Raw genomic sequence first — 22,676 nt, 5'->3', positions numbered from 1 at the left:
GCATGCACAACGCCGTTACGAGTGCCTGATACGATAACGGCGACGCCAGCGCAGGCCCGCAATCACGAGCGCGATGATTGCGAGCGCGAGCGCCGAGGATGCCGCAACGAATCGTCCGCCCGGACGATCGATCGTGCGCGACCATAGCGATGGCGCCTCGCCGGGCCGCGCCAGACGAAACGCAACGACGCTGTCGCCGATCGAGGTGCCCGCCTCGGAATGGCCGCCGGCGCCGATCGCAACATATTGCTCGCCCTTCCAGAGATAGGTCATGGGATTGGCGACGCCGGGCACCGGCAGCCGGCCCTGCCAGAGCTCCCTGCCGCTACGCGCGTCGAAAGCCCGCAGATACGCATCCATCGCGCCGGTAAAGACGAGACTGCCAGCGGTGACGGCGGGTCCGTTGAGGAGCGGCGCGCCCCAAGGCAGCGGCATGCCCAATGGCGCAAGATCCTCGGTGGTGCCGACCGTCGAGCGCCAGAGGATTTTTCCACCCCTCAGATCGACCGCGACCATCTCGCCCCATGGCGGCTTGTTACAGAGCAGACCGAGCGGCGAGGTCACCATCGCGCGCGACATCGCAAATGGCGCGCCGCGCTGCCGGCCGAAGTCATGTCCAGGCGGCGGATTGAATCCGGCCGCCTCCGCGCGCGGGATCAGCTTGATGAGATGGACGGCGCGGCTGGTGTTGACATAGAGGATCTGACCAGCCGGGTCGAACGCCGCGCTGCCCCAGTTCACCCCGCCGCCGGTGAACGGAAATTCCAGCGTGCCCTGCACCGAAGGCGGTGTGAACAGCCCCTCGTTGCGCGCCTCTGCGAACTGCCGTTCGCAAGACGAGTGGGGCAACCCAGGCATGAGCGAGAGCACATCATCGGTCGAGATCGTTTGCGACGTCAGCGCCGGCACATGCGTCGGGAACGGCTGCGTCGGCGACAATCCTTCGCCTTCGGCGCCGCCCTGCGGCACCGCGCGCTCCTCGACCGGCCAGACCGGCTTGCCGGTGTCGCGGTCGAGCACGAACACAAAGCCGTGCTTGGTCGGCTGGATCACGACGTCGCGCTGGCCCTCACCGGTGTCGAGGCGCGCGAGCGTCGGCTGCGCCGCCAGGTCGTAATCCCAGACGTCGTGATGCACGGTCTGGAATGCCCATACGAGCTCGCCGGTCTCGATGCGCAGCGCAACGACCGAATTGGCGTGCTCGTTGTTGCCCGGCCGCTTGCCGCCCCAAAAATCCGGCGACGGCGAGGTCGTCGGCAGGAAAACCAGCCCGCGCGTATCGTCGACCGACATCGGCGCCCAGACATTGGCGTGGCCGGCTTCGATGCCGTCGCGCTGGAGCGGCTCGAAAGTCCAGCGCGCTTCGCCGCTCCGCGCATCGAACGCGCGCACCTTCCCGCTCGGCGCATCGACGCGGCTGTTGTCGGCGATCGAGGAGCCGACAACGACGACACCGCGGCCGACCGCCGGTGGCGAGGTGATCTGGAATTCGCCCGGCCAATCCAGCCGCATGCCGATATCAAGCTTGATCTCACCGCCCTTGCCGAAACCGGCGCAAGGAATGCCGGTCTTCGCATCGAGCGCGATCAGGCGGACATCGTTGGTGCCCATGAAGATGCGCGATCGGCAGGCGGCATCCGGCGGCGCCTGATCGTCGATCCACGAGGTGACACCGCGGCAGACATAGCGATTGGCAGGACGCTGATTGGTCGCGATCTTCGGATCATAGCGCCATTTCTGTGCGCCCGTGCCGGGATCGAGTGCGATCACCTCGTTGAACGGTGTGCAGAAGATCAGGCTGTCCTCGACGAACAGCGGTGTCGCCTCGAATTTGGTTCGCCGCATCACCTCGGGCGCGCGCGCGGCGAGATCGCCAGTGTGATATTCGAAGGCGCGGATGAGCTGGCCGACATTGTCGGGCGTGATCTGTCGCAACGGCGAGAAGCGCGAGCCGCCCGCATCGCCGCCCCAGCTCTCCCAGGCCCAGCACGGCGGCGCGGCAAACAAGAGCGCAGTGAGCGCGACGGCGATGTGCAGGCGGGTGCGCAAACGCATCGCCCGCCTCGCTTTATTTCGGCTTCTTGGCGGGCTCGGTGGGGCGAGCCCCGCCCCACGGGTCGTACTTCTCCTTCGGCTCCGGAATGCGCTCGAGCGCGGCCTTGTAGGCCTTCTCGTCGACCTTGGGCTTGTTGTCCGCCTTCTGGCCGCCGTCATTGGGCTGACCTCTGACGCGCCCCTGCGCCTCGGCCGAGACAGCCGTCAGTGCCAGCACGGCGGCCGCAATGACCAAAATCCTCATTGGAGCAATCCCCCACCTCTGGGGGTACAAACTAGCCTGCAATCCCGTAATAGCCAATGCCGCGGGGGCCGGGTCTTCAGCAAAACTGGCCTTCAGCAAATCTTGATCGACCGGGACTTCGCCGGAACGCATTCGTCCCTATCTCTTGGCCCGCGGGGGACCTCCAGGGATGTTGCGGATCATTGCTCATGCGGCGCTGCTCGCCGGCGCGCTCGCGCTCGGTGCCTGCGGCTTTGCCGACAGCCGGGCGCCCGTGCCCGAGTTCATGCGCATGAAGGAAGCCGAGCTGCCCGCGCCCGAGCCGCCCCCCGACATCAAGCGCCTAGTACGCGAGCAGATCGACGTGGTCTTCCTCAACACCTCCTATCCGCGCGAGGTGCATGTCGCCCCGCCACATCATCAGGTGCGAGGATCCGGCTGGACCGCCTGCGTCCGTGCGGAGCTCACCTCGGCGACCGGCACGGCGCTCGGCGTGCAGACTTACATCGTGACGATATCAAACGGAAAGGTCGTCGATCGCCGGCGCGCGGAGGCCGACGACATCTGCGGGACCGAGACATACGAGCCGATCTGACCGACCATAGACGATCGCGTCGGCCATAGGCTTCGCCATCCATACAATCCAGACCCGGCGGTTTCGGTCGCTTTCAGACCTGGTCATCGCGCCGGACTCGCGTTGCGAAAGTGTGGCCGCTATAGCGACTCCATGCTCGACTTCGACACGCACTACGAAGCACTCCGCCGCCGCGATGTAGCAGCGGACGGCGTGATCTTTGTCGCCGTCAGGACCACCGGCGTGTATTGCCGTCCGGTCTGCCCGGTCCGGACCCCGCTCGCCCGCAACGTGACCTTCTATCGCAGCGCAGCCGCAGCCGAGCATGCCGGCTTTCGCCCCTGTCTTCGGTGCCGCCCCGAGACAGCTCCATTCTGCCCCGCATGGAAAGGCACGCGGACGACCGTCGAACGCGCGCTGTCTCTCATCGCAGACGGAGAGCTCGATCGGAGCAGCGTGGAACGTCTTGCCGAACGATTGGGAGTCGGTACGCGTCACCTGGCGCGCCTGTTCGTCCGGCACCTCGACGCATCGCCGCTGCAAGTGGCGCAGTCGCTGCGCGTGCAGCGCGCCAAGCGCCTGCTCGGTGCCGGCGATCTTCCGATCTCGGTGGTGGCAGAGCGATCCGGTTTTTCCAGCACGCGGCGGATGAGCACGGCGTTTACGCGGCTTTATGGTCGTCCACCATCGGCATTCCGAAAGAAAGCGTAGCGCCACCGATCGAGACTCATTGAGCGCAAGGAGAACAGCATGGCGACCAGGACTTACGGGACGGTCAGCGCCGAACGGCAGAAGCAGATGAGCGGGCTTGAATTCGTCCGGGGCCTTGCCGATGGGACACTGCCTCTCAACACGATCGCAGGGACGCTCGGCTATGAGGTGGTCGAGGCGGAGAGCGGCCGCGTCGTCATCGCGCTGACGCCGACCGATGCACATCTCAACCCGGCTGGAACCGTGCATGGCGGACTGACTGCCACTTTGCTCGACAGCAGCATGGGACTGGCCATCCAATCGATGCTCGACAAGGGAATCAGCCAGACGACGCTCGAGTTCAAGATTTCTCTGGTGCGGCCCATCACGCCGGAAACCGGTCAGATCAGAGTCGAAGGCAAGGTCCTGAACTGTGGCCGTCGCGTTGGGACGGCCGACGGACGTGTGACGGATGCCAAAGGCCGACTGCTCGCCCATGGCAGCACAACCTGCCTCATCTTCCCGAGTTGACATCGCAGGGAACTTCGACGGCACCGCAAATCCAGTTCCGGGAAAATCCTGCAGCGCGGCCGGAACGATCCCCGCCTCCCCTTCTTGTTACCGCCAAGGGCAGCTTTGGAGGAGGACATGATGAGGACGTTTACGATTGCACTGCTGGCTGGTGTCGGAGCCCTGGCAGCGGCAAGCGGCGCAAAGGCCGCTGACATCTATACGACCAGCGAATACGCCAGCCCGGATCTGATCCAGGAAGTGCGGCTCGTCTGCGACGATGCCGGCAACTGCTATCGCACCAATGGCGGCGCGCGCGTGGTCGTGCGCGACTCCTACGCCAGGATGCCGCGTGAGCGCTATTATGAGCGCCGCACCTATCGCGACTGGGACGATGGTCCGCGTGGCGGCGTCGGCATTCGCGCGCCGGGCGTCAGCGTCGGCATCGGCGATCGCTGGTAATCGATGAAACGATGATGGGCGGGACCGGGCGAGACAGCTTGCCCGGTCCCGTCCATGTCAGGTTTCGAGCGGATCAGTCGGCGCGGCGATGCGCGCCGTCGACGGAAGGTTCGCGATGAAGCGCGCGAGCACCATCCCCGCGCACATCGCAGCGACGAAGACGGAAGCCGACCGCGAACCAAATCCGAGCGCGGTGAGGGCCGGACCGGGGCAGAAGCCTGCCAATCCCCAGCCGATGCCGAAGATCGCGGGTCCCACAACAATTTTCGTATCAATGTCCCTTCGCGTCGGAACGTAGAAGCGTTCAGCGAAAAACGGACGAGCGAGCCTCAAGACACGGCTGAAGCCGATGAAGGTCACTGCGACCGCACCGGCCATCACGAAGGCGAGGCTGGCGTCCCAAGTGCCCGCGGGGATGCCGCCGACGTCCAGGAAGTTCAGCACCTTCGCCGGGTTCGACATGCCGGAGATGATGAGGCCGAGGCCGAAGATGAGCCCGATCACGAATTGAACGAGGATTGTCATCGTCGTCAGCTCCAGTGACGGATCACGAAGACGGTAGCGACGCCCGTCGCCATGAAGGTGAGTGTCGCAACCAGCGAGCGCACCGACAGCCGCGACAGGCCGCAGACGCCATGGCCGGACGTGCAGCCGCTGCCCCACACCGAGCCGAAGCCCACGAGCAATCCCGCGATGATCAGCACCGGCGTTGTCGCAGCGATCGTTTGCGCCGGCAGGCGTCCGGTCACGAGCAGAACCAGGAGTGGTGCGGCGACGAGGCCTGCGACGAAGGCGAGCCGGCCGGCGAACTCGCGGTCCTCATAAGGCGGAAACAGCCGCGCCGCGATGCCGCTGACCCCGGCGATCCGCCCCGTCGCCCACATCAGAAGCACGGCGGAAAGACCGATCAGCGCGCCGCCAAGGAGCGATGCAAAAGGTGTGAAAGGTGTGGCGATCATGGTGATCCTCCGGGGCAAGAGCGATCCTTGCGCATCCATCGGTACGGCCGGCGATCGTCCGCCCGGATGCTCAACGAGGTGTTAATATTACCACTCGAATTGAAGCGGCGTCCCAACGGTATTTTCCAATCTTTGCGCTAAGCATATCCACGTAACACGGGCTTGGCCCGCGTGAACGGGGACGACGGGACGTGGTCGACATCGTGCATGAGGCTGCGATCAAGCCGGCATCGGCCAAGCATGCCGCGGCCGTGCGCGCGCGTGTCCCGCTCACCGCGATTGACGCCAGCCAATGGCGCGCGCTGGCACAGCGCGCGGTCGAGCCGAACGGATATTACCTGCCAGCCTGGGAGCTCGCCGTCAGCGCAAGTGCGCGCGGCCGCACCGATGCCTCCGCGCTTGCCGCATATGAAGGATCCTCAGTGCGGCTGATCGGGCTGATGCCGGTGATCTCGCTCTGGCGCGCTCTGAAGATCCCCCTGCCCGCGCTGGTGAGCGCGCATCCCTATGGCACGCTGTGCAGCCCGCTGATCGACCGCGACGTCCCGATCGAGGCGGCCACGCGTCTGTTGCAGCAGGCGCGTGAGGCCGGCGCACATGCGCTCGTGCTGAACGACGTCGCGCTCGACGGCGCGGCGATGACGTCGCTCAAGCAGGTTCTGGATGACGACGGCCTGAAGCCGCGTGTGCTCAATTCCTACATCCGCGCCAGCCTCGATGCGACGCAGGATGGCGAGACGCTGCTGCACGAGGCGCTCGGCACCAAGAAGCTCAAGGAGCTGCGCCGCCAGCGTCATCGTCTGGAAGAGCATGGGCCCGTCGCCTTCGAAGTCGCGCGCAAGCCGGACGAAATCAGGCGCGCGCTCGAAACGTTCTTGCAGCTCGAAGCCAGCGGCTGGAAAGGCCAGCGCGGCACCGCGCTGGTCCAGCATGCGGGCGATGCAACCTTCATCCGCCGCGCAGTGCCCGCGCTCGCCGAGACCGCGCAATGCGAGATCGTCACCTTGAGCGCCGGCACGACACCGGTCGCCGCCGGCATCGTGCTGCGTCACCAGGACCGCGCCTTCTTCTTCAAGCTCGGCATCGACGAGCGCTTTGCAAAATATTCGCCGGGAGTACAGCTCACGCTCGACCTCACCCGTCACCTCTGCACCGATCCAGCCATTGCGAGTGCGGATTCCACCGCGAGTGCCGACCATCCCATGATCAATCCGATCTGGCGCGGACGCTTCGCGATCGGTGACGTGCTGATCCCGCTGCGGCGGAACGATCCGGTTGTGGCGCTCGTTCACGGAGCGCTCGCAGCGCACGGCGCCGCCTACGCGGCGGCGCGCCGCGCAGTTCGCCTGCTCCGCAAATAGGCCAGCTACTCCGCCGCCTGCGCGTTGATCTCTTCCGAGACCTGGCGGATGGCACGAGCGAGCAGGTTCGGATCCTGCGCGCCGGAGACGGCGTACTTCTGCGCGAAAACGTAGGTCGGCACGCCCGAGATGCCCTTCTCGGCTGCCTCCTGCGCGTCGGCAGACACGCGTGCAACGTCCTCGTCGGTGGAAAGGCGCCTGCGCACATCGTCGGCGTCGAGGCCGATATCGGCGGCCGCCTGCACCAGCACGTTGACATCGGTGAGATCGCCGCCGTCGCGGAAGTACAGCTCCATCAGGCGCTGCTTCATCTCGGGCGCCTTGCCGATCGCCTCGGCCCAGAGGATCAGGCGATGGCAATCGGTCGTGTTGGGCTGCCGCGCCACCAGCTCTGGCTTGTAGACGAGGCCCTCCTCGCTGGCCGCCGCGACGACGCGCCCGGCAATGCCCTTGTACGCTTCGACCGAGCCGAACTTCTGGGTGAGATAGGCCTCGCGGCTGATGCCCTCGCGCGGCACCCAGGGATTGAGGAAGAAGGGACGGAAATTGAGCTTGACGGGAACGTCAGGCACGAGCGCGAGCGCGCTCTCGATCCGGTGCTTCCCGATATAGCACCACGGGCACACCACGTCGGAGACGACATCGATCTGGAGCGGTTTGAGCGTGCTCATGTCAGGCGCCTCCTTCGGGCTGTGCGGTTTGCCCCAAGATAAGCCGAACCCGCCCTGAGGCAAGGGCGCCGGATATAGCGCTAGGACATGGCTGCGGCCATCTGCTTGAGCCGCTCGGCCGTGCGTTCATCCGCCGGGAAGAACGTCTCCAGCGCCAGCTCGGACAGGGTGATGTCCACGGGCGTGCCGAACACCATGGTGGTGGAGAAGAAACTTAGTATCTCTCCATCGTGGCGCAGCTTGAAGGGGATCGCGACGGTATCGCTGGGCAACGGCGCCGAGCGCGCTGGAATGGGATAGCTCTTGAGATCGTTGTAGAGCTTGATCAGCTCAGGATCGGCCGTCGCCTCGCATTGCCGGTGCAGCCGCTCCAGCAGATGTCCGCACCATTCCGCGAGATTGACCGTGCGCGGTGCCAGCGCCTCGGGATGAAAGGCGAGCCTCAGTACGTTGAAGGGCTGGCCGAGCAGCCGCTGCGGGATGCCGTCGAGCAGCGGCGCGACCATGCGATTGGCGGAGACCAGGTTCCAATGCCGGTCGACTGCCAGCGCCGGATTGGGCTCATGCGCTTTGAGGACGAGGTCGATCGCCTGGCGGGCTGATTTCAAGGCGGGATCCTCCAGCGGGCGCTGCGGGAAGGCTGGCGCGTAGCCGGCGGCGACCAGCAGGACGTTGCGTTCGCGCAAGGGCACGTCGAGACGCTCTGCGAGCTTCAAGACCATCTCGCGCGAGGGCGCAGCGCGCCCGGTCTCGACAAAGCTCAAGTGCCGCGCCGAGACTTCGGCCTCGCCCGCCAGATCGAGCTGGCTCATCCGGCGGCGCTGCCGCCATTCGCGCAAATGATCGCCGATATGGACCGGCTGGCTGCGTTCTGCCTGTGCCGTGGATGCGTGTGCGTTCATGACCAGAAACCTAGCATGTGGATTTCAGCCCTTCCATTACCCCAGAGGTAATCGAATTGGGGCGCGGGCGCGCGCATCTTCGGTTGCAACAGGAGATGACCATGATCGCGCTACTGCTCTACCGGACCGTTGCGGACCACGTTCTGCCCTGGGTGATCGCGCTCGCCACCCGCATGCTGGCGCGCGGCCTCAACATGCCGGAGCCGCTGGTGCATTCGACCGGCGACTATGTCGTCGCGCAGGTTGTCGCCTTCGAGCACGGCATCGGCAGGAGCCTCTGCCCGTTCCGTATCGCCCGCCTGCTCCGCGCCTGGTGGCGCGGGCTGCACTGAATTCCACCCCGAGCCCAACCAGCCAAGGAGACCTACGATGATCGACGCATCCACCTTCCTGCGCCGCGCCCTGCTCGCCGACGCCGTCTTCAGCGGCATCGCCGCCCTCGGCTTCACCTTCGGCGCAGGCGCGTTTGCCTCGCTGTTCAACTTGCCCGAAGCACTGCTGCGCGAGACCGGCCTGTTCCTGATCGCCTACACCGCGCTGGTCGGCTGGCTCGCCTCGCGCGCCTGCCTTGCAAAGCCGCTCGTGCTGCTGGTCGCGATCGGCAACGCGGCCTGGACGGTCGCCAGCATCTCGCTGCTGCTCTCGGGCACGGTGTCGCCGAACCTTGCCGGCGAGCTCATGGTCGTGGCGCAGGCGATCGCGACCGGCGTGTTCGCGGAACTGCAATATGTGGGATTGCGGAAGAGCGGGAATGCCGTGGCAGCGTGAGGCGATCCCCTCACGACGCACTGTCATCGCCCGGCTTGTGCGCAATTGCGCACTGGACCGGGCGACCCAGTATTCCAGAGGCCGTAGTCGTATGCGGAGGTCGTGCGGCGTATTGGATGCCCCGGTCAAGGCCGGGGCATGACACCTGAGCTGGACGAACGAGCTTGCGCTACGCCTGCGCGCGGGCCTTGCCGAACGCGTGACCGTTCAGCTTCTTCTTTTTGACGCCCTTGGCGGGCGCCTTCTTGGCCTTGGCTTCCGTGCGCGCCTTCACCTTGGCGCGTTCGGCCCGCGCCTCGGCGCGCAGCTTCTTGCGCTTGTTCTCGCAGGAGGTGCATTTGCAGCCGATCGGCTTCAGATAGGCCTTGAAATAGTCGGTGCCGTAATCGTAGTTGATCTCGTCGCCGGGCTCGATGTTCTTGATGGCACGGATGAACACCTTGCGCTCGCGCGGCCGGACGTCGGACTCGGCGTTGGGCCGGCAGGAATGATTGATGTAGCGCGCCAGATTCTTGCGCACCGAGCCGTCGATGGTCCAGCGGCCGTTGAGCTCGAACAGATATTTGTTCTCGATGTCGTCCTGCTCGGGAATCCGCGAGTCCAGGATCGGTCCGAAATAACGGATGATCCGGGTTCCCTTCTTGATCGGTTTGGTGGCGAAGAGGCCGAGTCCGGTCTTGGAGCGGCCGACGCGATAGGATTTGTTCGACGATGTGGCTGGCATGATCAAAAGAACGAGGACGCGGCCGGATGAGCCGAAGCGAAGGCGCTCTTCTAGAACGATTCCGCGGCGCTGTCAGGTGTCTCACGACCTTGTTCGAACCTTGCCCACAATCAAGACGTCTGATGGGATGAGTTCCGCCTGTCTCGAGGTTTCGCCATGATCCGCACGACCACCGCATGCATCGCTGTGTTGCTGACGTGCACCGGCCTGGAGAGTGCCGCCGCCCAATCCCTGGGCAGCACCTACACCTCGACCGCACCTAAGACCTGCCGCCAGATCGGCAAGCCCAGCGAGCTCGACGGCAGCACGACGCGGGTCTGCCCGGGCAAGGGCGGCCTGATCGTGCTGATCGCCGAGGACGACCTGCGCGAGATCGTCTCGATCGGCCGCAGCCGCAAGGTCGCCGCGGAGGAACCGGCGGCACAGACCTGGTTCGGCCCGTTCAATTCATCCGAGACCACCGTCGAATGGCGCGCCGCGGGGACAAAGCCGTTTGCGATCATCCAGCGCTGGCACATTGCCGACAACAACGATCCCGACAAGAAGGGACGGCCGAACACCAAGGCCATGCTGGTCGTGACGCGGCTGCCGCCGGGGCCGGTCTGCCATGTCGCCTATGTCGATGCGATCGCCAATCCCGATGCCAACGAGCTGGCGCGCAAGGCCGCCGACGAATTCGCCCGCAGCTTCACTTGCGGCAAGGACGAGGTGAAGATCATCGGCAATCGCGGCCGCGCCGTCGAGCTCGCAACGATGCGTTAGGCGCTAGCCCTTGGCCCTGGCGCGGCGATAGCGCGCCAGCAGGCGCTCGCCCTTTGCCGCGATGCGCCGTGCCGCCGCCACCGTCTTCGGCACGGGCTCGCCCCAGGCATGCGCCGACAGCGCGTGACGGGTCGGCTCGCCCTTGGCATCGACCAGCGGCGGCAATTTCGCGCGGCCATAGAACCGCACGGCCCAGCTGCCCTTCCGCCGCATCTCCTGCGGCGTCATCTCGGACTCCTTCTTGGTGACGCCCGGCCGCAAGTGAGCGCCCTGCTTGCGCGCAAACGCCTTGCGGCCGGCCGCGGTCAGGCCGCCGCGCGGATCCTTTTCCCGTGCCGGCGGCTTGCGCTTGGGCGAGGACTTTGCCGCCTCTTTCGTGGTGCGCTTGCGGCTCTTCTTCGTTGATTTTTTCTTTGCTGACGTCTTCGCCTTCGATGATTTGGAAGTCTTCTTCGCAGCCATGCGCATGTTGTCCACGAGGTTGGGATAGCGGCGGCCGGCGCGGCGGGCGCGCGCCTTCGCCGCCGATTTCTGCGCGGGCGTGAGATGCTTGGATGCCTTGCCCGCGCGCTTGCGCGGATTGGTGCGTTTCCAGGGAGCGCGCGGTGATCTTGCCATGCGGCGTCAACGCCTGACCACAGCAAGGGTTGCCTCGCCCCTCGATCAGGGACCAGGCGGCTTGCCTGGGATGGGCGCGGTCAGCATAGCCTCGAGCAGCCGCTCCGCCGTCGTCCCCTCGGGCAGCCGCTGCAAAATATCTTCGAGCCGGCCGTCGAGCAGCAGCATGGTGAAACCGTGCACCACCGACCAGGCGCGCGCGATCGCGGCGCCCTGGTTCAGCGTCAGCGCATCGCCGCTGATCTGCTCCTGCCGCATCGCGCCGATGGCATTGGCAAGTCCGGCAAACGAAGCCTCGGCCGCCTCGTGCAGCGACGGTCTGGAATAATCGAGCCGCTCGGTGCGGAACATGATGCCGTACATGCCGGGATGCGCCTGCGCATAGGCCACATAGGCTTTCGGCCGCGCCAGCGCGCGCTCGAGCGGCGTGGCGGCGGCGTTGCACGACGAGGACATCGCCGCGTTGAACTGGCGGAAACCGACGGCGGCGAGCTCGCTGACGAGACCGGTGAGATCGCCGAAATGATGCGTCGGCGCGGCGTGCGAGACGCCGGCCTCGCGCGCCACCGCGCGCAATGTCAGGCCGGCAAGCCCGTCGCGCTCGAGCACCCGTTCGGCGGCCTCGAGCAGCGCCTCGCGCAGGGCGCCGTGATGATACGGCGTCTCGGTTTTCGCACTCGCTGGGCGGCGCGCCGGGCGCGAGGCAGTGCTCGACGTTGTTTTTCTGGGGGCACGCGGGTGACGCGCGGTTTCGCCCTTGGTGTCGCTCTTGGCCATTTGCAAGCTATATGACGCAATATTGACAGTGTAAAGATTTCACTTGACGGAAGCCGCAATCGGCCCTATTCGATCTTGACGATGTAAAGATAAGGAGGGATACGCCGTGCAGCAGGACGCTATCGCCGAGCGCCGCCACAACCTCGGCCCGATTCCATTCGAGGCCGACGCGCCCGTCCTCAAGATCGTCGGCGAATTGCCGCGCGAGCTGAACGGCACGCTCTATCGCAACGGGCCCAATCCGCAGTTCGATTCTCCCGGCGCGCACTGGTTCGTAGGCGACGGCATGCTGCATGCGTTCCACCTTGAGAACGGCCGCGCCAGCTATCGCAACCGCTGGGTCCGCACGCCGAAATGGCTCGCCGAGCACGACGCCGGCCGCGCTCTGTTCGGCGGCTTCGGCCGCAAGCTGCCGGATGCGCCCAAAGACCTGACCGACGGCGGCGTCGCCAACACCAACATCATCTTCCATGCCGGCAAGCTGCTCGCGCTGGAGGAAGCGCATCTGCCGACCGAGATCGAGCCGGGCACGCTGGCAACACGCGGCTATCACAACTACCAGGGCCGCGTCGCCGGCAGCTTCACTGCGCATCCGAAGGTCGATCCCGTCACCGGCGAGCTCGTGTTCTTTGGCTACAACGCCGCGGGACCGCTGACGCCTGCCCTCTCCTATGGATCGATCGATGCCTCCGGCAAGGCAACGCGCTTCGAACGGTTCGAGGCGCCGTATGCCAGCATGGTGCACGACTCCATCGTCACCGCGAATCATGTGCTGTTTCCGATCCTGCCCATCACCGGCAGCATGGAGCGCGCGATGAGCGGACGGCCGCCTTATGCGTGGGAGCCGGACAAGGGCGCCTATGTCGGCGTGATGAAGCGCAACGGCACGGCCAAGGACATCGTCTGGTTCCGGGCTGAAGCCTGCTACGTCTTCCACGTAATGAACGCGTGGGAAGAGGAGAACCGCATCATCGCCGACGTCATGCAGTTCGAGGAAGCGCCGTTGTTTCCGCATCCCGACGGCCGGCCGACCGATCCCGAGAAATCGCGCGCCCGCCATTGCCGCTGGACGTTCGATCTCTCAGAAAATACCGACCGCTTCCAGCAGACTTATCTCGACGATCTCACCGGCGAATTCCCGCGCATCGACGATCGCCACGCCGGGCTGAAGAGCCGTCACGGCTGGTACGCCTGCGCCAATCCAAAACTGCCGATGTTCGGCGCGCTGTCGGGCATCGTCCATGTCGACGGGCACGGCCGGCGGCTCGGCCACTATCTGCTGCCCACTGGCGATACCATCTCCGAGCCGGTGTTCGTCGAACGCTCGAAAGATGCTCCCGAGGGCGACGGCTGGCTGCTCGCCGTGGTCTGGCGGGCGCGGGAGAACCGCAGCGACCTCGCTGTGTTCAACGCGACCGATATCGAGGTGGGGCCCGTCGCGCTGGTGCAGCTCGGCCACCGCGTGCCCGATGGCTTTCACGGCAACTGGGTGGGAGCGGCGTAGCGCCCGGTCATTCCGGGGCGCGACGAAGTGGCGAGCCCGGAACGATGGAAAGAGGAGTTTCCCATGCACTTGCCCACGATCACCGCGTCTGCCTGGTCATCCTCGCTATGGCCTGCGCCGCGCTCGCATTCTGGATGATCCGGCTGCGGCGACGGGACCATGCCATCTTGAACGGCGGCATCGTGCTCGGCGTGGGCGTTTTGGTCGCCTCCGCGCTGCCGATCCTGTCGCGCCTGCCCTGGGCGGAATTGGCCGACGAGGCGTCCGACCAAGCCGTTGCAGCGCTTCACTTTTTGGAAGTCACTTACACCATTTTGACACTGTAAAGATTTTACTTGACCCGCCGTCGCTCCTGAACTATTGATCTTTACACCGTAAAGATCGACTTGACCGAGGCGGCCCATGGCGATTTTCCTGATCCTCGCGCCCTACGGCGCTTTCACCTTCCTCATGCTGGTGACATCGGCCGCGGTCAGCGTCTTCGCGGCCTCCGCGATCTGCCTCGCCACTGTCGCGATCGATGTGGCGCGCGGCCGCTCGGTGAAGATCCTCGCCCTGGGCTCGGCAATTCTGTTCGCCGCAATCGGCCTCTATCTGGCGCTGCTCGATCCCGCGCTTGGCACGCTCGGTGTCAAGCTGTCGGTCGACATCGGCATTTTCGTCATCTCGCTCGGCTCGATGCTGGTCCGCCGTCCCTTCACGCTGCAATATGCGCTTGAATCGGTCCCGGCCGAGACTGCGGCGATGCCCGGCTTCTGCTACGCCAATTACGTCATCACCGGCGCCTGGACCGCGGCCGCTCTGCTGATGGCGGCTGCCAATCTCGTGCTGCTCTACATCCCCGGTCTGCCGCTCTGGTCGAGCCTTGCGGTGGCCTTCGCCGCCCGCAACAGCGCGATCTACTTCACAAAGTGGTATCCCGAGTATCGCGAGATCAAGTACGGTACGCCGTCCGGCACACTGCCCGCCCCTCGCTGAACAGGACCAACGATGAAGGACGTATTCGCCCGCCTCGCCTCCGACTTCCTCTCCGCGATCGTCTTCCTGGTCATCTACCTCATCACCGACAATGTCATCCTGGCGACGTCGGTGGCGATCGCCGGCGCGGTCGCGCAGGTGATCTACGCCCGGATCAAGGGGCGGCAGCTGAACTACATGACCTATGCGAGCCTCGCTCTCGTCGTCGTGCTGGGCACGGTCACGCTTTTGACCAACGATCCCCGCTTCATGCTGGCAAAGCCCTCGATCGCGCATTTCGCGATCGGCGCCATCATGCTCAAACGCGGCTGGATGCTGCGCTACATGCCGCCGATCGTGGTCGAGACCGTTCCGGAATATGTGACGGCCGCGGGCTATGCCTGGGCGGCGCTGATGTTCGCGATCGGCGCCGGCATGATCTTCGTAGCTTCGACCGGCGATCTGAAGCTGTGGGCGTTCTACATCACGGTGGTCGCGGGCGGCGCCAAGATCCTGGCCTTTGCCGTGCAGTATGTAGTTCTCAGGCTCATCGTCACCAGCCGCCGCCGTGCGGCCGCCCGCGCCTAAATGCCTCCAATGCGGGGTTAGGCAGGAGCTGCGAGTTAGGCTATAGGCTCGCCCAGGACTGGCCGCGGATCGTCGCGGCCCGCCGGGATCTGTTCGGGAGACGGGAATGGCCGTAGACGGCAACTGGAATCTGACCATGACGACGCCGATGGGCGAGCGGCAGGCGACGCTGACCCTGCTGAGCTCCGGCGGCACGCTGACGGGCACGCAGGGCGCCGATGGTAATTCTGCCGAGATTTTCGACGGCACCATCAGCGGCGATGCCATCAACTGGAAGGTCTCGATCACCAATCCGATGCCGTTGACCCTCGAGTTCATCGGAAAGGTATCCGGCGACAGCATGAGCGGCGAAATGGGCATCGGTCCGATGGGCAGCTTCCCGTTCACCGGCGCGCGGGCGTAAAGACCGCGCTGCATCCATGCGTGCGCTCTGTCTCATCGCGGCAACGATCCTGTGTGTCGCGACACTTGCGGCGCGCGCGGATGACACCGAACCAGCGTGGCGCGCAAGCGCGCTCGCCATGGTGCCGGCAGGTTATGTCGCGAGCCTCGCCTACCGCACCGAAGGCGCGACCGGCTATCTCGCGGTCTATCCGGCGACATCAAACGATCCGAAGACACCGGCAAGCGTGTTCGCCGCACGCCAGGTCCTCGTCGTCACGTTGACGGCGGATGCGACACGCGCGATCTCGGCCGCGTTGAAGCCGCGCACCGAGCCGGCTCCCGACAACGACGACGCCGACTTCGCAAAACTGCACGCCGATCTCGCCGCAAAACGCGCCAGCCTGCCCGAAGGCACCGAGCCCTGCGATCTCGGCGCCTGGTCCATCGACAAGGACCCGAGCGGTCTCAACGTGCGGGCTGAACCTTCAGCGAAAGCGCGCATGCTCGGCACCCTGCCGCCGCCCTATCGGCTCAAGCTCGGCGGCGCCGAGAACACGCCCGACGGCGGCTGGCTCACCGAATTCCGCATCGTCGGCTTCAGGGACGGCTGGTTCCTGATCGAAGGCGCGAGGCCCCCGGGCAAGGACTACGAGGACGAGACGCGATATCCGCGCAGCGCGCCAAAACCCTATGCGGGCCGCGGCTGGGTCGCGTCGAACAAGGTCGGCGCGAATTACGCCAATGGCTACACGCGCGCGGGCGGGCTGTTTCAGGCACCTTTCGTCGACGCCAAATGGATGCCAGCTCAGCACGAGCTTGGCGGCCCGATTGACGGCGACGGCGGACCGAAGCGGCTCATGGCGTGCAGCGGCGCCTGGGGCCTCGTCGAGAGCTACGACGGCGTCCGCGGCTGGTGGCGCGCGCTGTGCTCCAACCAAGTCACGAATTGCAGCTAGCGGCTTCGCCGATAATGCATCTCGTCATACGCGGGCTTGACCCGCGTATCCATCTTGCTTGAAGAGAGCGATGGATGGCCGGGTCAAGCCCGGCCATGACAGTTCAGCCCAGATTCAACTCCTTGAAGAAGTCATTCCCCTTGTCATCGATGATGATGAACGCCGGGAAGTCGACGACTTCGATGCGCCAGATCGCTTCCATGCCGAGCTCGGGATATTCGAGCACCTCGACCTTCTTGATGCAGTGCTCAGCAAGGTTCGCCGCGGCTCCCCCGATCGAGCCGAGATAGAAGCCGCCGTACTTCTTGCAGGCCTCGCGCACGGCCGGAGCGCGGTTGCCCTTGGCCACCATCACCATCGAGCCGCCGGCGGCCTGGAACTGGTCGACGAAAGAATCCATGCGGCCCGCGGTGGTCGGACCGAACGCGCCGGAGGCGTAGCCCTCGGGCGTCTTGGCGGGACCGGCGTAATAGACCGGATGGTTCTTGAAATAGTCAGGCAGCGGCTCGCCCTTCTCCAGCCGCTCGCGCAGCTTGGCATGCGCAGAGTCGCGCGCAACGATCATGGTGCCGGTCATCGAGACCCGTGTCTTGATCGGATATTTCGAGAACGTCGCCAAAATGTCCTTCATCGGCTGGTTGAGGTCGATCTTGACGACCTCGCCGCCGAGCGACTGCTCGACTTGCGGCAGATACTGCGCCGGGTTGTGCTCGAGCTCCTCGAGATAGATGCCGTCCTTGGTGATCTTGCCGAGCACCTGGCGGTCGGCCGAGCAGGACACCCCTAGCCCGATGGGGAGCGATGCGCCGTGACGCGGCATACGGATCACGCGCACGTCGTGGCAGAAATATTTTCCGCCGAACTGCGCGCCGACGCCGAGCGACTGCGTCATCTTGTGGATTTCCTTCTCCATCTCGAGGTCGCGGAAAGCGTTGCCGTCGGGCGAGCCGTGGGTCGGCAGCGCATCGAGATAGCGGGCGGAGGCGAGCTTCACCGTCTTCATGCAGAGCTCGGCCGAGGTGCCGCCGATCACGATGGCGAGGTGATAAGGCGGGCACGCGGCGGTGCCGAGTGTGAGAATCTTCTCCTTCAGGAAAGCGAGCAGCCGGTCCTTGGTCAGCACCGAGGGCGTCGCCTGGAACAGGAAGCTCTTGTTGGCGGAGCCGCCGCCCTTCGCCATGAACATGAACTTGTAGGCGTCGTCGCCCTCGGCGTAAATCTCGCACTGCGCCGGCATGTTGTTGGCGGTGTTCTTCTCCTCGTACATCGACAGCGGCGCGACCTGCGAGTAGCGCAGGTTGCGCCGCAAGTACGCATCGCGCGCACCTTCAGACAGCGCCGCCTCGTCGTCACCGTCGGTGATGACGTTGCAGCCCTTCTTGCCCATGATGATCGCGGTGCCGGTGTCCTGGCACATCGGCAGCACGCCGCCGGCCGCGATGTTGGCGTTCTTCAGAAAGTCCAGCGCGACGAACTTGTCGTTCGGGCTCGCCTCGCCGTCTTCGAGGATCGAGCGGAGCTGCTTCAGGTGTCCCGGCCGCAGATAATGATTGATGTCGCCAAAAGCCGCCTCCGACAGCGCCCGCAGCGCCTCGCGCGACACCACCAGCATGTCCTTCCCCAGGACCTTCTCGACCCTGACGCCCTCTGACGAAATCTTCTTGTAGGGCGTCTCGTCCTTGCCGAGCGGAAACAGCGGGGTGTGCTTGTAGGGCGGGACGGGCTTTGACTGATCGGGGAAGGCGGAGGGAGCGTTCATGGGGCAAATCTCGGGGTTTTTGGAGCCCTGGCGGGCCCTAGCATAGAAGCGTTCTAAGCTTTTTTGCCGTAAAGGGAAGGCGTTCCGGCGCGGCCGGGGCATCCGGATTCGGCAGCCTGACACCCTTTCCAGCGACGTCAGCAGAGCAGCGTGGCCATCATGATGCTCGGGAAGACCTGGGTGCACCCCTTGCGCTCCGGGCGCGACGAAGGTTGAATGCGCGCCCTCAGGGGCTTTTCATCATGATTTTCAAACTGAACATCCGCGGCGCGATCCTCGTCGCCGCCGCCATCACCGGCCTTGTGACCCTCGCCTCGCCCGCGCGCGCGGACCGTTGCGACGACAGCGCGAAGGAGCTGGCGAACCAGATCGATCGGCTCAAGGTGAATTTCCGTGCCGGCAACATCGTGTACCTGACGCATCCCTCGGCCAAGGAGCTGTCGGTGGGCTGTCGCGGCGACAAATATTCGATCGAGCTCTATGCCAAGGGCGACCGCAAGCCGACGCCGGAGTTCTTTAATCTGGTCGGGTCAATGGCGGCGATCGTCTTCACCGTGACGAAGGACGACACCACGACCGGCGCGACACGCTGCCTGAAGCGGATGGGCCTCTTGCGCGGTGACAAGATCACGATGCGCTACCGGCGGCTCAACATGGAATGCACCCGCACCAAGACGGATGCGTCGATCGCGATCACGCGCGGCAAAGACGAGTAGAAGGGGCGCTCGCTCTTTCCACATACTCCGTCATTGCGAGCGGAGCGAAGCAATCCAGAGGCTTTCCGCGGAGGGATTCTGGATTGCTTCGCTCCGCTCGCAATGACGGATGAGAGAACTGACGTTCCTCGAAGGCGCACAACGGAAGGCAAGAAAATAGCGCCTCGCCACACCATTCCCTCGCATTTTAACAATTGCCTTGAAGGAAATTTCGCTCCTACCGGGGCAGGGTCAATTGTTTCCATGTGTGAGGATTTGTGGATGAGCGTTTCGACCGTTGCGCCGCCGCCGATCGCGATCGTGGTGCCGAGCTACGACACGACCAAGCAGCAGGACGACCAGACCAAGACCCAAGACACCGACCCGACCTACAAGCCGCAGCCGCCCGCGCCGCTGCCGCCGGGCCAGGGCACGCGGATCGATCAGCTCGCCTGATCAGTCCTTCCCAAGTTGAAACGCCCGATCCGGTCGATCGGGCCTTTCGTGCGTCCGGCCGCACCTTCGCGGGATAGCCGGGTCAATATCCTGCGCGGTTGACCCCGCGGCCCACGCAGCAGAACACGATCCTCTTCATCACCGTGGCGCGCGCTGTTGTCGTCCGCCGCAACCTCCATTGGCCGCCGGCCCGGCTGTTCCTCGCCACGTCCGCCCTCCTCGCCGCCGGCACCCGGCCGGCCTCGTTCAGCATCCGCAAAGGCGGCGCTGAACCGACGGGGCACCTGCTCAGTCACATCAAGTGTGATCCGGCTCATCAAAATTCCGCATCCGGCGTGCTCATCTGCGAGACCGACGAGCCGGTCCAGGCGCCCATGGGACAAGCCAATGGAACTGCAAACCAATGGAACTGAATGACAAGCTGCTCTCGCTGGTGACGGACATCTACGATGCCTCGCTCGACGATTCCCGGTGGACGACCACGCTTGGCAGCATCGTCGATCTGGCGGGTGGCCAGAGCGGCGGCTTGGTCCGGATCGGAGCCGGCGGCGAGGCCGTGATCTCGCACGCCGTCGGTGTCGAGCCCGCCTATATTCAGTCCTACATCGAAACCTACGAACCATTCGATCCGTCGCGCGGCGTGCTCCACGCGCCGGTTGGCCAGATCCAGACGATCCGGGACTGGATCGATGTCGACGAATTCCGGACGACAACATTCTACAACGAATGGACCCGGCCGCAGGGTCTCGAGGACGCCGCCAATATCCTGCTCAACAAGTCCGCCGACGGGATATCCCGCCTCTCGATCATGAAGGCCGGAGGTCCCGTCGATCGCAGGATGTATCAGGTGATCTCCCACCTGACTCCGCACATGCAGCGCGCCATGCTCGTGAGGCAGAAACTGGAGCAGCAGAACACATTGGGGACAGCGTCGGCCCGGACGCTCGACGCCCTGCGAACCGCCGTCCTGCTGCTCGATGCCAACGGCCATATCACCCACTCCAATGAAAGCGCGCGGGAGCTTCTCGATGGCGCCGACGTGCTTCGCTCTGTTCGCGGCCGGCTCGTGACCTCAGACCTGAATGCCGATCGTGTGTTGCGGCAAGCGCTGGCGGGGACCGCTGTCGGTGACCGGGCGATGACGAGCGCGAGCATCTCGCTGCATCTGACGGCCCGCGACGGCTCGCATTATGTCGGGCATCTCCTGCCGCTGACCGCCGGGCGCCGGCAAATGTTCGGGGCCAGCTATGAGGCCTGCGCCGTCCTGTTCGTCAGCAAGGCAGCGATCGATACGATCGTCGCGCCCGACCTCATCCGCAAGCTGTTCAAGCTGACGCCGACCGAGCTGCGCGTGTTCCTCGCCATCGTCGAAATCGGTGGGGTTCCTGACGTGGCCAGAAGCATGGGCATCGCCGAAACGACCATCAAGACCCATCTCACCCGGATCTTCACCAAGACCGGCACCAAACGGCAGGCGGATCTGGTTCGGCTCATCGCGGCCTTTACACCGCCCATCAAGATCTGAAGCCGGCCCGTCGCGTCGGCCGCATGTTGGCCGGAAAAAATCTCTATATAACAGCCTGGGATGGAGCCGGATCGAGCATGATCGCCCGACTGCTGTTGCAGAACATGATTTTCACCGTCGCGATGGGTGCGTTGCTGTTCGCTTGCGCCGGGACCTTGCACTGGCCCTCGGCCTGGGTGTTCCTCGTCACCTCAGCCCTGCTCGGCCCGCTCTATGGCTGGTGGCTCTACCGGCTCGACCCGGCGCTGCTGGCGGAGCGCCTCCGTCCAGTCATCCAGAAGGATCAGCCGCCGGCCGACAAGGCCTTCGTCGCCGCCCTTATTGCGGCGATGCTGGCCTGGCTGGTCGTGATGGGGCTCGACCGGCGTTCGCTTTGGTCCGACATGCCGATGGCCTTGCAGGTCCTCGGTTTCGTGCTGTTCGTGCTCTGCATGCTGTTCACGATGTCAGTGTTCCGCGAGAACTCGTTCGCAGCGCCCGTGGTGAAGCTGCAAGCCGAGCGCGCACAGCGGGTGATCTCGACCGGTCCATACGCCCATGTGCGCCATCCCATGTACAGCGGCATGGTCCTGTTCTTCGTGGGCCTTCCGCTGCTGCTTGGCTCGTGGTGGGGACTTGCGATGGTGCCGCTCTTCCTCGCGCTGTTTGCGGTCCGCATCGGCATCGAGGAGCGCACGCTGCGCGAGGGCCTGCCGGGCTATGCCGACTATACGGCACGAGTGCGCTACCGTTTGCTGCCGGGCGTGTGGTGAGCACACCACACCTCTGCGCTCTGCACGGAAAAACGCTGCCCTCCTCCGATCGACTGACGTCGCCGGATGCGAACCTCGCTAGAGGAAACGCGCACCCACACAACGGGAGACGCGACAATGTTCTGCAAGCCGCCCTGTCCCGACGAGCACGACCTCGCGCCCGATGATTCAAGCGAGCGGCCTGATCATGCGCGATCGCTATTTACCGGAAGCCATCAGGTTTTCGGGCGCTTGATCGCGCCCGAAACGGCCGGTCCGGAACGGGGGCTGCCGCCAGCCTCCGTCCGGACCGGCTAATTGTCGAGCTCGCGGTAGCGGCGGAAGATGCCCTGCTCGTTGAAGGGAATGCGGCGTTCGCTTGCGAGATAGGCTTTGATGTTCGGCCGCATGGCGATGCGGTCGTGCAGGCCGACGAGGCCCGGAATATCCGTCTCGAACGTCTTCATGCGCTTCGGAAATGCGTAGCGCAGCCCGGCGACGATCTGGAACAGCGAGAGATCGACGTAAGTCAGCCGGCGCCCCGTAACGTAAGCGCCACCACTGCCGGCGAGCAGCTGCTCGAAATAGCCGAGATATTTCGGAACGCGCTCGTCCCAGAAGTCGGCGGTGCGCTTCTTCGCCGGCGCCTTCTGGTCCTCGTAGTACATCGACGGCCCGAGCGGATGATGGGTGTCGTGGATCTCGACCACGAGATCGGTGATGGTGAGCTGAAGCTGGTGCACCCAGAGCTGGCCTGCTTCCGTCTTCGGCGCGAGGCCGTGGCGGCTGCCGAGATAGAGCAGGATGTTCGCGGTCTGGCCGATGACGAGCTTGCCGGCTTTGAGGAACGGCGGCGCAAAGGGCGGCGTGCCGGCATCCGCGTCCATCATCTTCATCATCGCGCTGGTGCCGCGCGGTCCCCGCGCGACGTCGACGTAAGCGGCCCCCGCCTCCTCCAGCGCCAGCCGCACATATTCGCCGCGGCCCTGGATCTCGGGCCAGTAGTAGAGCTCGTATTTCATGGGAGGGTCCGTGAGCGTGGGGGCGATCGGACCAATGTAGCAT

The 22,676-nt window shown here is 65.1% G+C and carries 30 protein-coding genes; 19 read left to right on the top strand and 11 right to left on the bottom strand.

Features of this window, described 5'->3' with window-relative positions:
* Positions 1–15: 15 nt before the first annotated feature.
* Together AAFG16_RS19640 and AAFG16_RS19635 are read right to left on the bottom strand one after the other, a co-directional pair.
* On the bottom strand, positions 16–2,055 hold the full coding sequence (locus AAFG16_RS19640) for a pyrroloquinoline quinone-dependent dehydrogenase (RefSeq protein ID WP_342740258.1): 2,040 nt from the start codon (positions 2,053–2,055) through the stop codon (positions 16–18).
* A gap of 13 nt (positions 2,056–2,068) precedes the next feature.
* Positions 2,069–2,299, bottom strand: a complete 231-nt coding sequence (locus AAFG16_RS19635; protein WP_283085938.1) for a hypothetical protein — start codon at positions 2,297–2,299, stop codon at positions 2,069–2,071.
* 169 nt (positions 2,300–2,468) lie between these two features.
* Between AAFG16_RS19635 and AAFG16_RS19630 the strand changes: the two genes are divergently transcribed.
* The 4 genes from AAFG16_RS19630 to AAFG16_RS19615 all read left to right on the top strand — a co-directional run bounded on the left by AAFG16_RS19630 (position 2,469) and on the right by AAFG16_RS19615 (position 4,514).
* Positions 2,469–2,873, top strand: coding sequence for a hypothetical protein (locus AAFG16_RS19630; RefSeq protein ID WP_283085937.1), 405 nt, complete (start codon positions 2,469–2,471; stop codon positions 2,871–2,873).
* 132 nt (positions 2,874–3,005) lie between these two features.
* Positions 3,006–3,563 carry an Ada metal-binding domain-containing protein gene (locus tag AAFG16_RS19625; RefSeq protein WP_342740257.1) on the top strand — a complete coding sequence of 186 codons (558 nt, stop codon included), beginning with the start codon at positions 3,006–3,008 and terminating at the stop codon, positions 3,561–3,563.
* Between the two features lie 39 nt (positions 3,564–3,602).
* On the top strand, positions 3,603–4,073 hold the full coding sequence (locus AAFG16_RS19620; RefSeq protein WP_283085935.1) for a PaaI family thioesterase: 471 nt from the start codon (positions 3,603–3,605) through the stop codon (positions 4,071–4,073).
* 117 nt (positions 4,074–4,190) lie between these two features.
* On the top strand, positions 4,191–4,514 hold the full coding sequence (locus AAFG16_RS19615; protein ID WP_342740256.1) for a hypothetical protein: 324 nt from the start codon (positions 4,191–4,193) through the stop codon (positions 4,512–4,514).
* A 57-nt stretch (positions 4,515–4,571) separates the two neighbouring features.
* On the opposite strand, the gene AAFG16_RS19610 is transcribed toward AAFG16_RS19615, so the two are convergent.
* Entirely contained in the window at positions 4,572–5,039 is a 468-nt protein-coding gene (locus tag AAFG16_RS19610) for a DUF6691 family protein (protein WP_283085933.1), read from the bottom strand.
* A 5-nt stretch (positions 5,040–5,044) separates the two neighbouring features.
* Complete coding sequence (locus AAFG16_RS19605; protein WP_342740254.1) at positions 5,045–5,473, bottom strand: YeeE/YedE family protein; 429 nt, start codon at positions 5,471–5,473, stop codon at positions 5,045–5,047.
* A 191-nt stretch (positions 5,474–5,664) separates the two neighbouring features.
* Here AAFG16_RS19605 and AAFG16_RS19600 point away from each other — a divergent pair, with 191 nt between their 5' ends.
* Positions 5,665–6,834 carry a GNAT family N-acetyltransferase gene (locus AAFG16_RS19600; RefSeq protein WP_342740253.1) on the top strand — a complete coding sequence of 390 codons (1,170 nt, stop codon included), beginning with the start codon at positions 5,665–5,667 and terminating at the stop codon, positions 6,832–6,834.
* Between the two features lie 5 nt (positions 6,835–6,839).
* Here the strand turns inward: AAFG16_RS19600 and AAFG16_RS19595 are convergent, their stop codons facing one another.
* Both AAFG16_RS19595 and AAFG16_RS19590 read right to left on the bottom strand, forming a co-directional pair.
* Positions 6,840–7,505 (bottom strand): DsbA family oxidoreductase, encoded by a 666-nt coding sequence (locus AAFG16_RS19595; protein ID WP_283085930.1) that lies wholly within the window; start codon positions 7,503–7,505, stop codon positions 6,840–6,842.
* A gap of 80 nt (positions 7,506–7,585) precedes the next feature.
* On the bottom strand, positions 7,586–8,407 hold the full coding sequence (locus AAFG16_RS19590) for a helix-turn-helix transcriptional regulator (RefSeq protein ID WP_283085929.1): 822 nt from the start codon (positions 8,405–8,407) through the stop codon (positions 7,586–7,588).
* A gap of 101 nt (positions 8,408–8,508) precedes the next feature.
* Here AAFG16_RS19590 and AAFG16_RS19585 point away from each other — a divergent pair, with 101 nt between their 5' ends.
* Entirely contained in the window at positions 8,509–8,739 is a 231-nt protein-coding gene (locus AAFG16_RS19585) for a hypothetical protein (protein WP_342740252.1), read from the top strand.
* A gap of 37 nt (positions 8,740–8,776) precedes the next feature.
* Positions 8,777–9,175 carry a hypothetical protein gene (locus AAFG16_RS19580; RefSeq protein WP_342740251.1) on the top strand — a complete coding sequence of 133 codons (399 nt, stop codon included), beginning with the start codon at positions 8,777–8,779 and terminating at the stop codon, positions 9,173–9,175.
* Between the two features lie 169 nt (positions 9,176–9,344).
* Here the strand turns inward: AAFG16_RS19580 and AAFG16_RS19575 are convergent, their stop codons facing one another.
* Entirely contained in the window at positions 9,345–9,899 is a 555-nt protein-coding gene (locus AAFG16_RS19575; RefSeq protein ID WP_283085927.1) for an SET domain-containing protein, read from the bottom strand.
* A gap of 156 nt (positions 9,900–10,055) precedes the next feature.
* Between AAFG16_RS19575 and AAFG16_RS19570 the strand changes: the two genes are divergently transcribed.
* Positions 10,056–10,661: a hypothetical protein gene (locus AAFG16_RS19570; RefSeq protein WP_342740250.1), complete on the top strand. Its 606-nt coding sequence runs from the start codon at positions 10,056–10,058 to the stop codon at positions 10,659–10,661.
* A gap of 3 nt (positions 10,662–10,664) precedes the next feature.
* Here AAFG16_RS19570 and AAFG16_RS19565 read toward each other — a convergent pair whose 3' ends face one another.
* A complete protein-coding gene (locus tag AAFG16_RS19565; protein WP_342740249.1) occupies positions 10,665–11,279 on the bottom strand; it encodes a DUF6321 domain-containing protein in 615 nt (204 codons plus the stop codon).
* 45 nt (positions 11,280–11,324) lie between these two features.
* Positions 11,325–12,056 carry a WHG domain-containing protein gene (locus tag AAFG16_RS19560; protein WP_342740248.1) on the bottom strand — a complete coding sequence of 244 codons (732 nt, stop codon included), beginning with the start codon at positions 12,054–12,056 and terminating at the stop codon, positions 11,325–11,327.
* A gap of 106 nt (positions 12,057–12,162) precedes the next feature.
* Between AAFG16_RS19560 and AAFG16_RS19555 the strand changes: the two genes are divergently transcribed.
* From AAFG16_RS19555 to AAFG16_RS19530, 6 genes are all read left to right on the top strand, one after another.
* A complete protein-coding gene (locus AAFG16_RS19555) occupies positions 12,163–13,560 on the top strand; it encodes a carotenoid oxygenase family protein (protein WP_342740247.1) in 1,398 nt (465 codons plus the stop codon).
* 44 nt (positions 13,561–13,604) lie between these two features.
* Positions 13,605–13,886, top strand: a complete 282-nt coding sequence (locus tag AAFG16_RS19550; RefSeq protein ID WP_342740246.1) for a hypothetical protein — start codon at positions 13,605–13,607, stop codon at positions 13,884–13,886.
* Positions 13,887–13,962: 76 nt separating this feature from the next.
* Positions 13,963–14,538, top strand: coding sequence for a hypothetical protein (locus tag AAFG16_RS19545; RefSeq protein ID WP_342740245.1), 576 nt, complete (start codon positions 13,963–13,965; stop codon positions 14,536–14,538).
* Positions 14,539–14,550: 12 nt separating this feature from the next.
* A complete protein-coding gene (locus tag AAFG16_RS19540) occupies positions 14,551–15,105 on the top strand; it encodes a septation protein IspZ (RefSeq protein WP_342740244.1) in 555 nt (184 codons plus the stop codon).
* Positions 15,106–15,211: 106 nt separating this feature from the next.
* Positions 15,212–15,508 carry a hypothetical protein gene (locus AAFG16_RS19535; RefSeq protein WP_092213418.1) on the top strand — a complete coding sequence of 99 codons (297 nt, stop codon included), beginning with the start codon at positions 15,212–15,214 and terminating at the stop codon, positions 15,506–15,508.
* 16 nt (positions 15,509–15,524) lie between these two features.
* Positions 15,525–16,445 carry an SH3 domain-containing protein gene (locus AAFG16_RS19530; RefSeq protein WP_342740243.1) on the top strand — a complete coding sequence of 307 codons (921 nt, stop codon included), beginning with the start codon at positions 15,525–15,527 and terminating at the stop codon, positions 16,443–16,445.
* Between the two features lie 103 nt (positions 16,446–16,548).
* On the opposite strand, the gene AAFG16_RS19525 is transcribed toward AAFG16_RS19530, so the two are convergent.
* A complete protein-coding gene (locus AAFG16_RS19525; RefSeq protein ID WP_342740242.1) occupies positions 16,549–18,204 on the bottom strand; it encodes a fumarate hydratase in 1,656 nt (551 codons plus the stop codon).
* 242 nt (positions 18,205–18,446) lie between these two features.
* Between AAFG16_RS19525 and AAFG16_RS19520 the strand changes: the two genes are divergently transcribed.
* From AAFG16_RS19520 to AAFG16_RS19500, 5 genes are all read left to right on the top strand, one after another.
* Positions 18,447–18,920, top strand: a complete 474-nt coding sequence (locus AAFG16_RS19520; protein WP_342740241.1) for a hypothetical protein — start codon at positions 18,447–18,449, stop codon at positions 18,918–18,920.
* A 261-nt stretch (positions 18,921–19,181) separates the two neighbouring features.
* Entirely contained in the window at positions 19,182–19,355 is a 174-nt protein-coding gene (locus tag AAFG16_RS19515) for a hypothetical protein (RefSeq protein WP_235545139.1), read from the top strand.
* A gap of 98 nt (positions 19,356–19,453) precedes the next feature.
* On the top strand, positions 19,454–19,768 hold the full coding sequence (locus AAFG16_RS19510; protein WP_342740240.1) for a hypothetical protein: 315 nt from the start codon (positions 19,454–19,456) through the stop codon (positions 19,766–19,768).
* Positions 19,759–20,880, top strand: coding sequence for a LuxR C-terminal-related transcriptional regulator (locus AAFG16_RS19505; protein ID WP_342740239.1), 1,122 nt, complete (start codon positions 19,759–19,761; stop codon positions 20,878–20,880). Before AAFG16_RS19510 ends, AAFG16_RS19505 begins: the two co-directional genes overlap by 10 nt.
* A gap of 77 nt (positions 20,881–20,957) precedes the next feature.
* A complete protein-coding gene (locus AAFG16_RS19500) occupies positions 20,958–21,632 on the top strand; it encodes an isoprenylcysteine carboxylmethyltransferase family protein (protein ID WP_342740238.1) in 675 nt (224 codons plus the stop codon).
* Positions 21,633–21,925: 293 nt separating this feature from the next.
* Here the strand turns inward: AAFG16_RS19500 and AAFG16_RS19495 are convergent, their stop codons facing one another.
* The gene (locus AAFG16_RS19495) at positions 21,926–22,633 is read right to left on the bottom strand and encodes a glutathione S-transferase (protein ID WP_342740237.1); all 708 of its coding nucleotides are present in this window, start codon (positions 22,631–22,633) and stop codon (positions 21,926–21,928) included.
* Positions 22,634–22,676 lie beyond the last annotated feature (43 nt).

This window comes from Bradyrhizobium sp. B117 (assembly GCF_038969555.1).
In the GTDB taxonomy this organism is placed as follows: domain Bacteria; phylum Pseudomonadota; class Alphaproteobacteria; order Rhizobiales; family Xanthobacteraceae; genus Bradyrhizobium.
The sequence above is the reverse complement of the archived record's forward strand: the minus strand, read 5'-3'. Positions and strand labels throughout refer to the sequence as shown.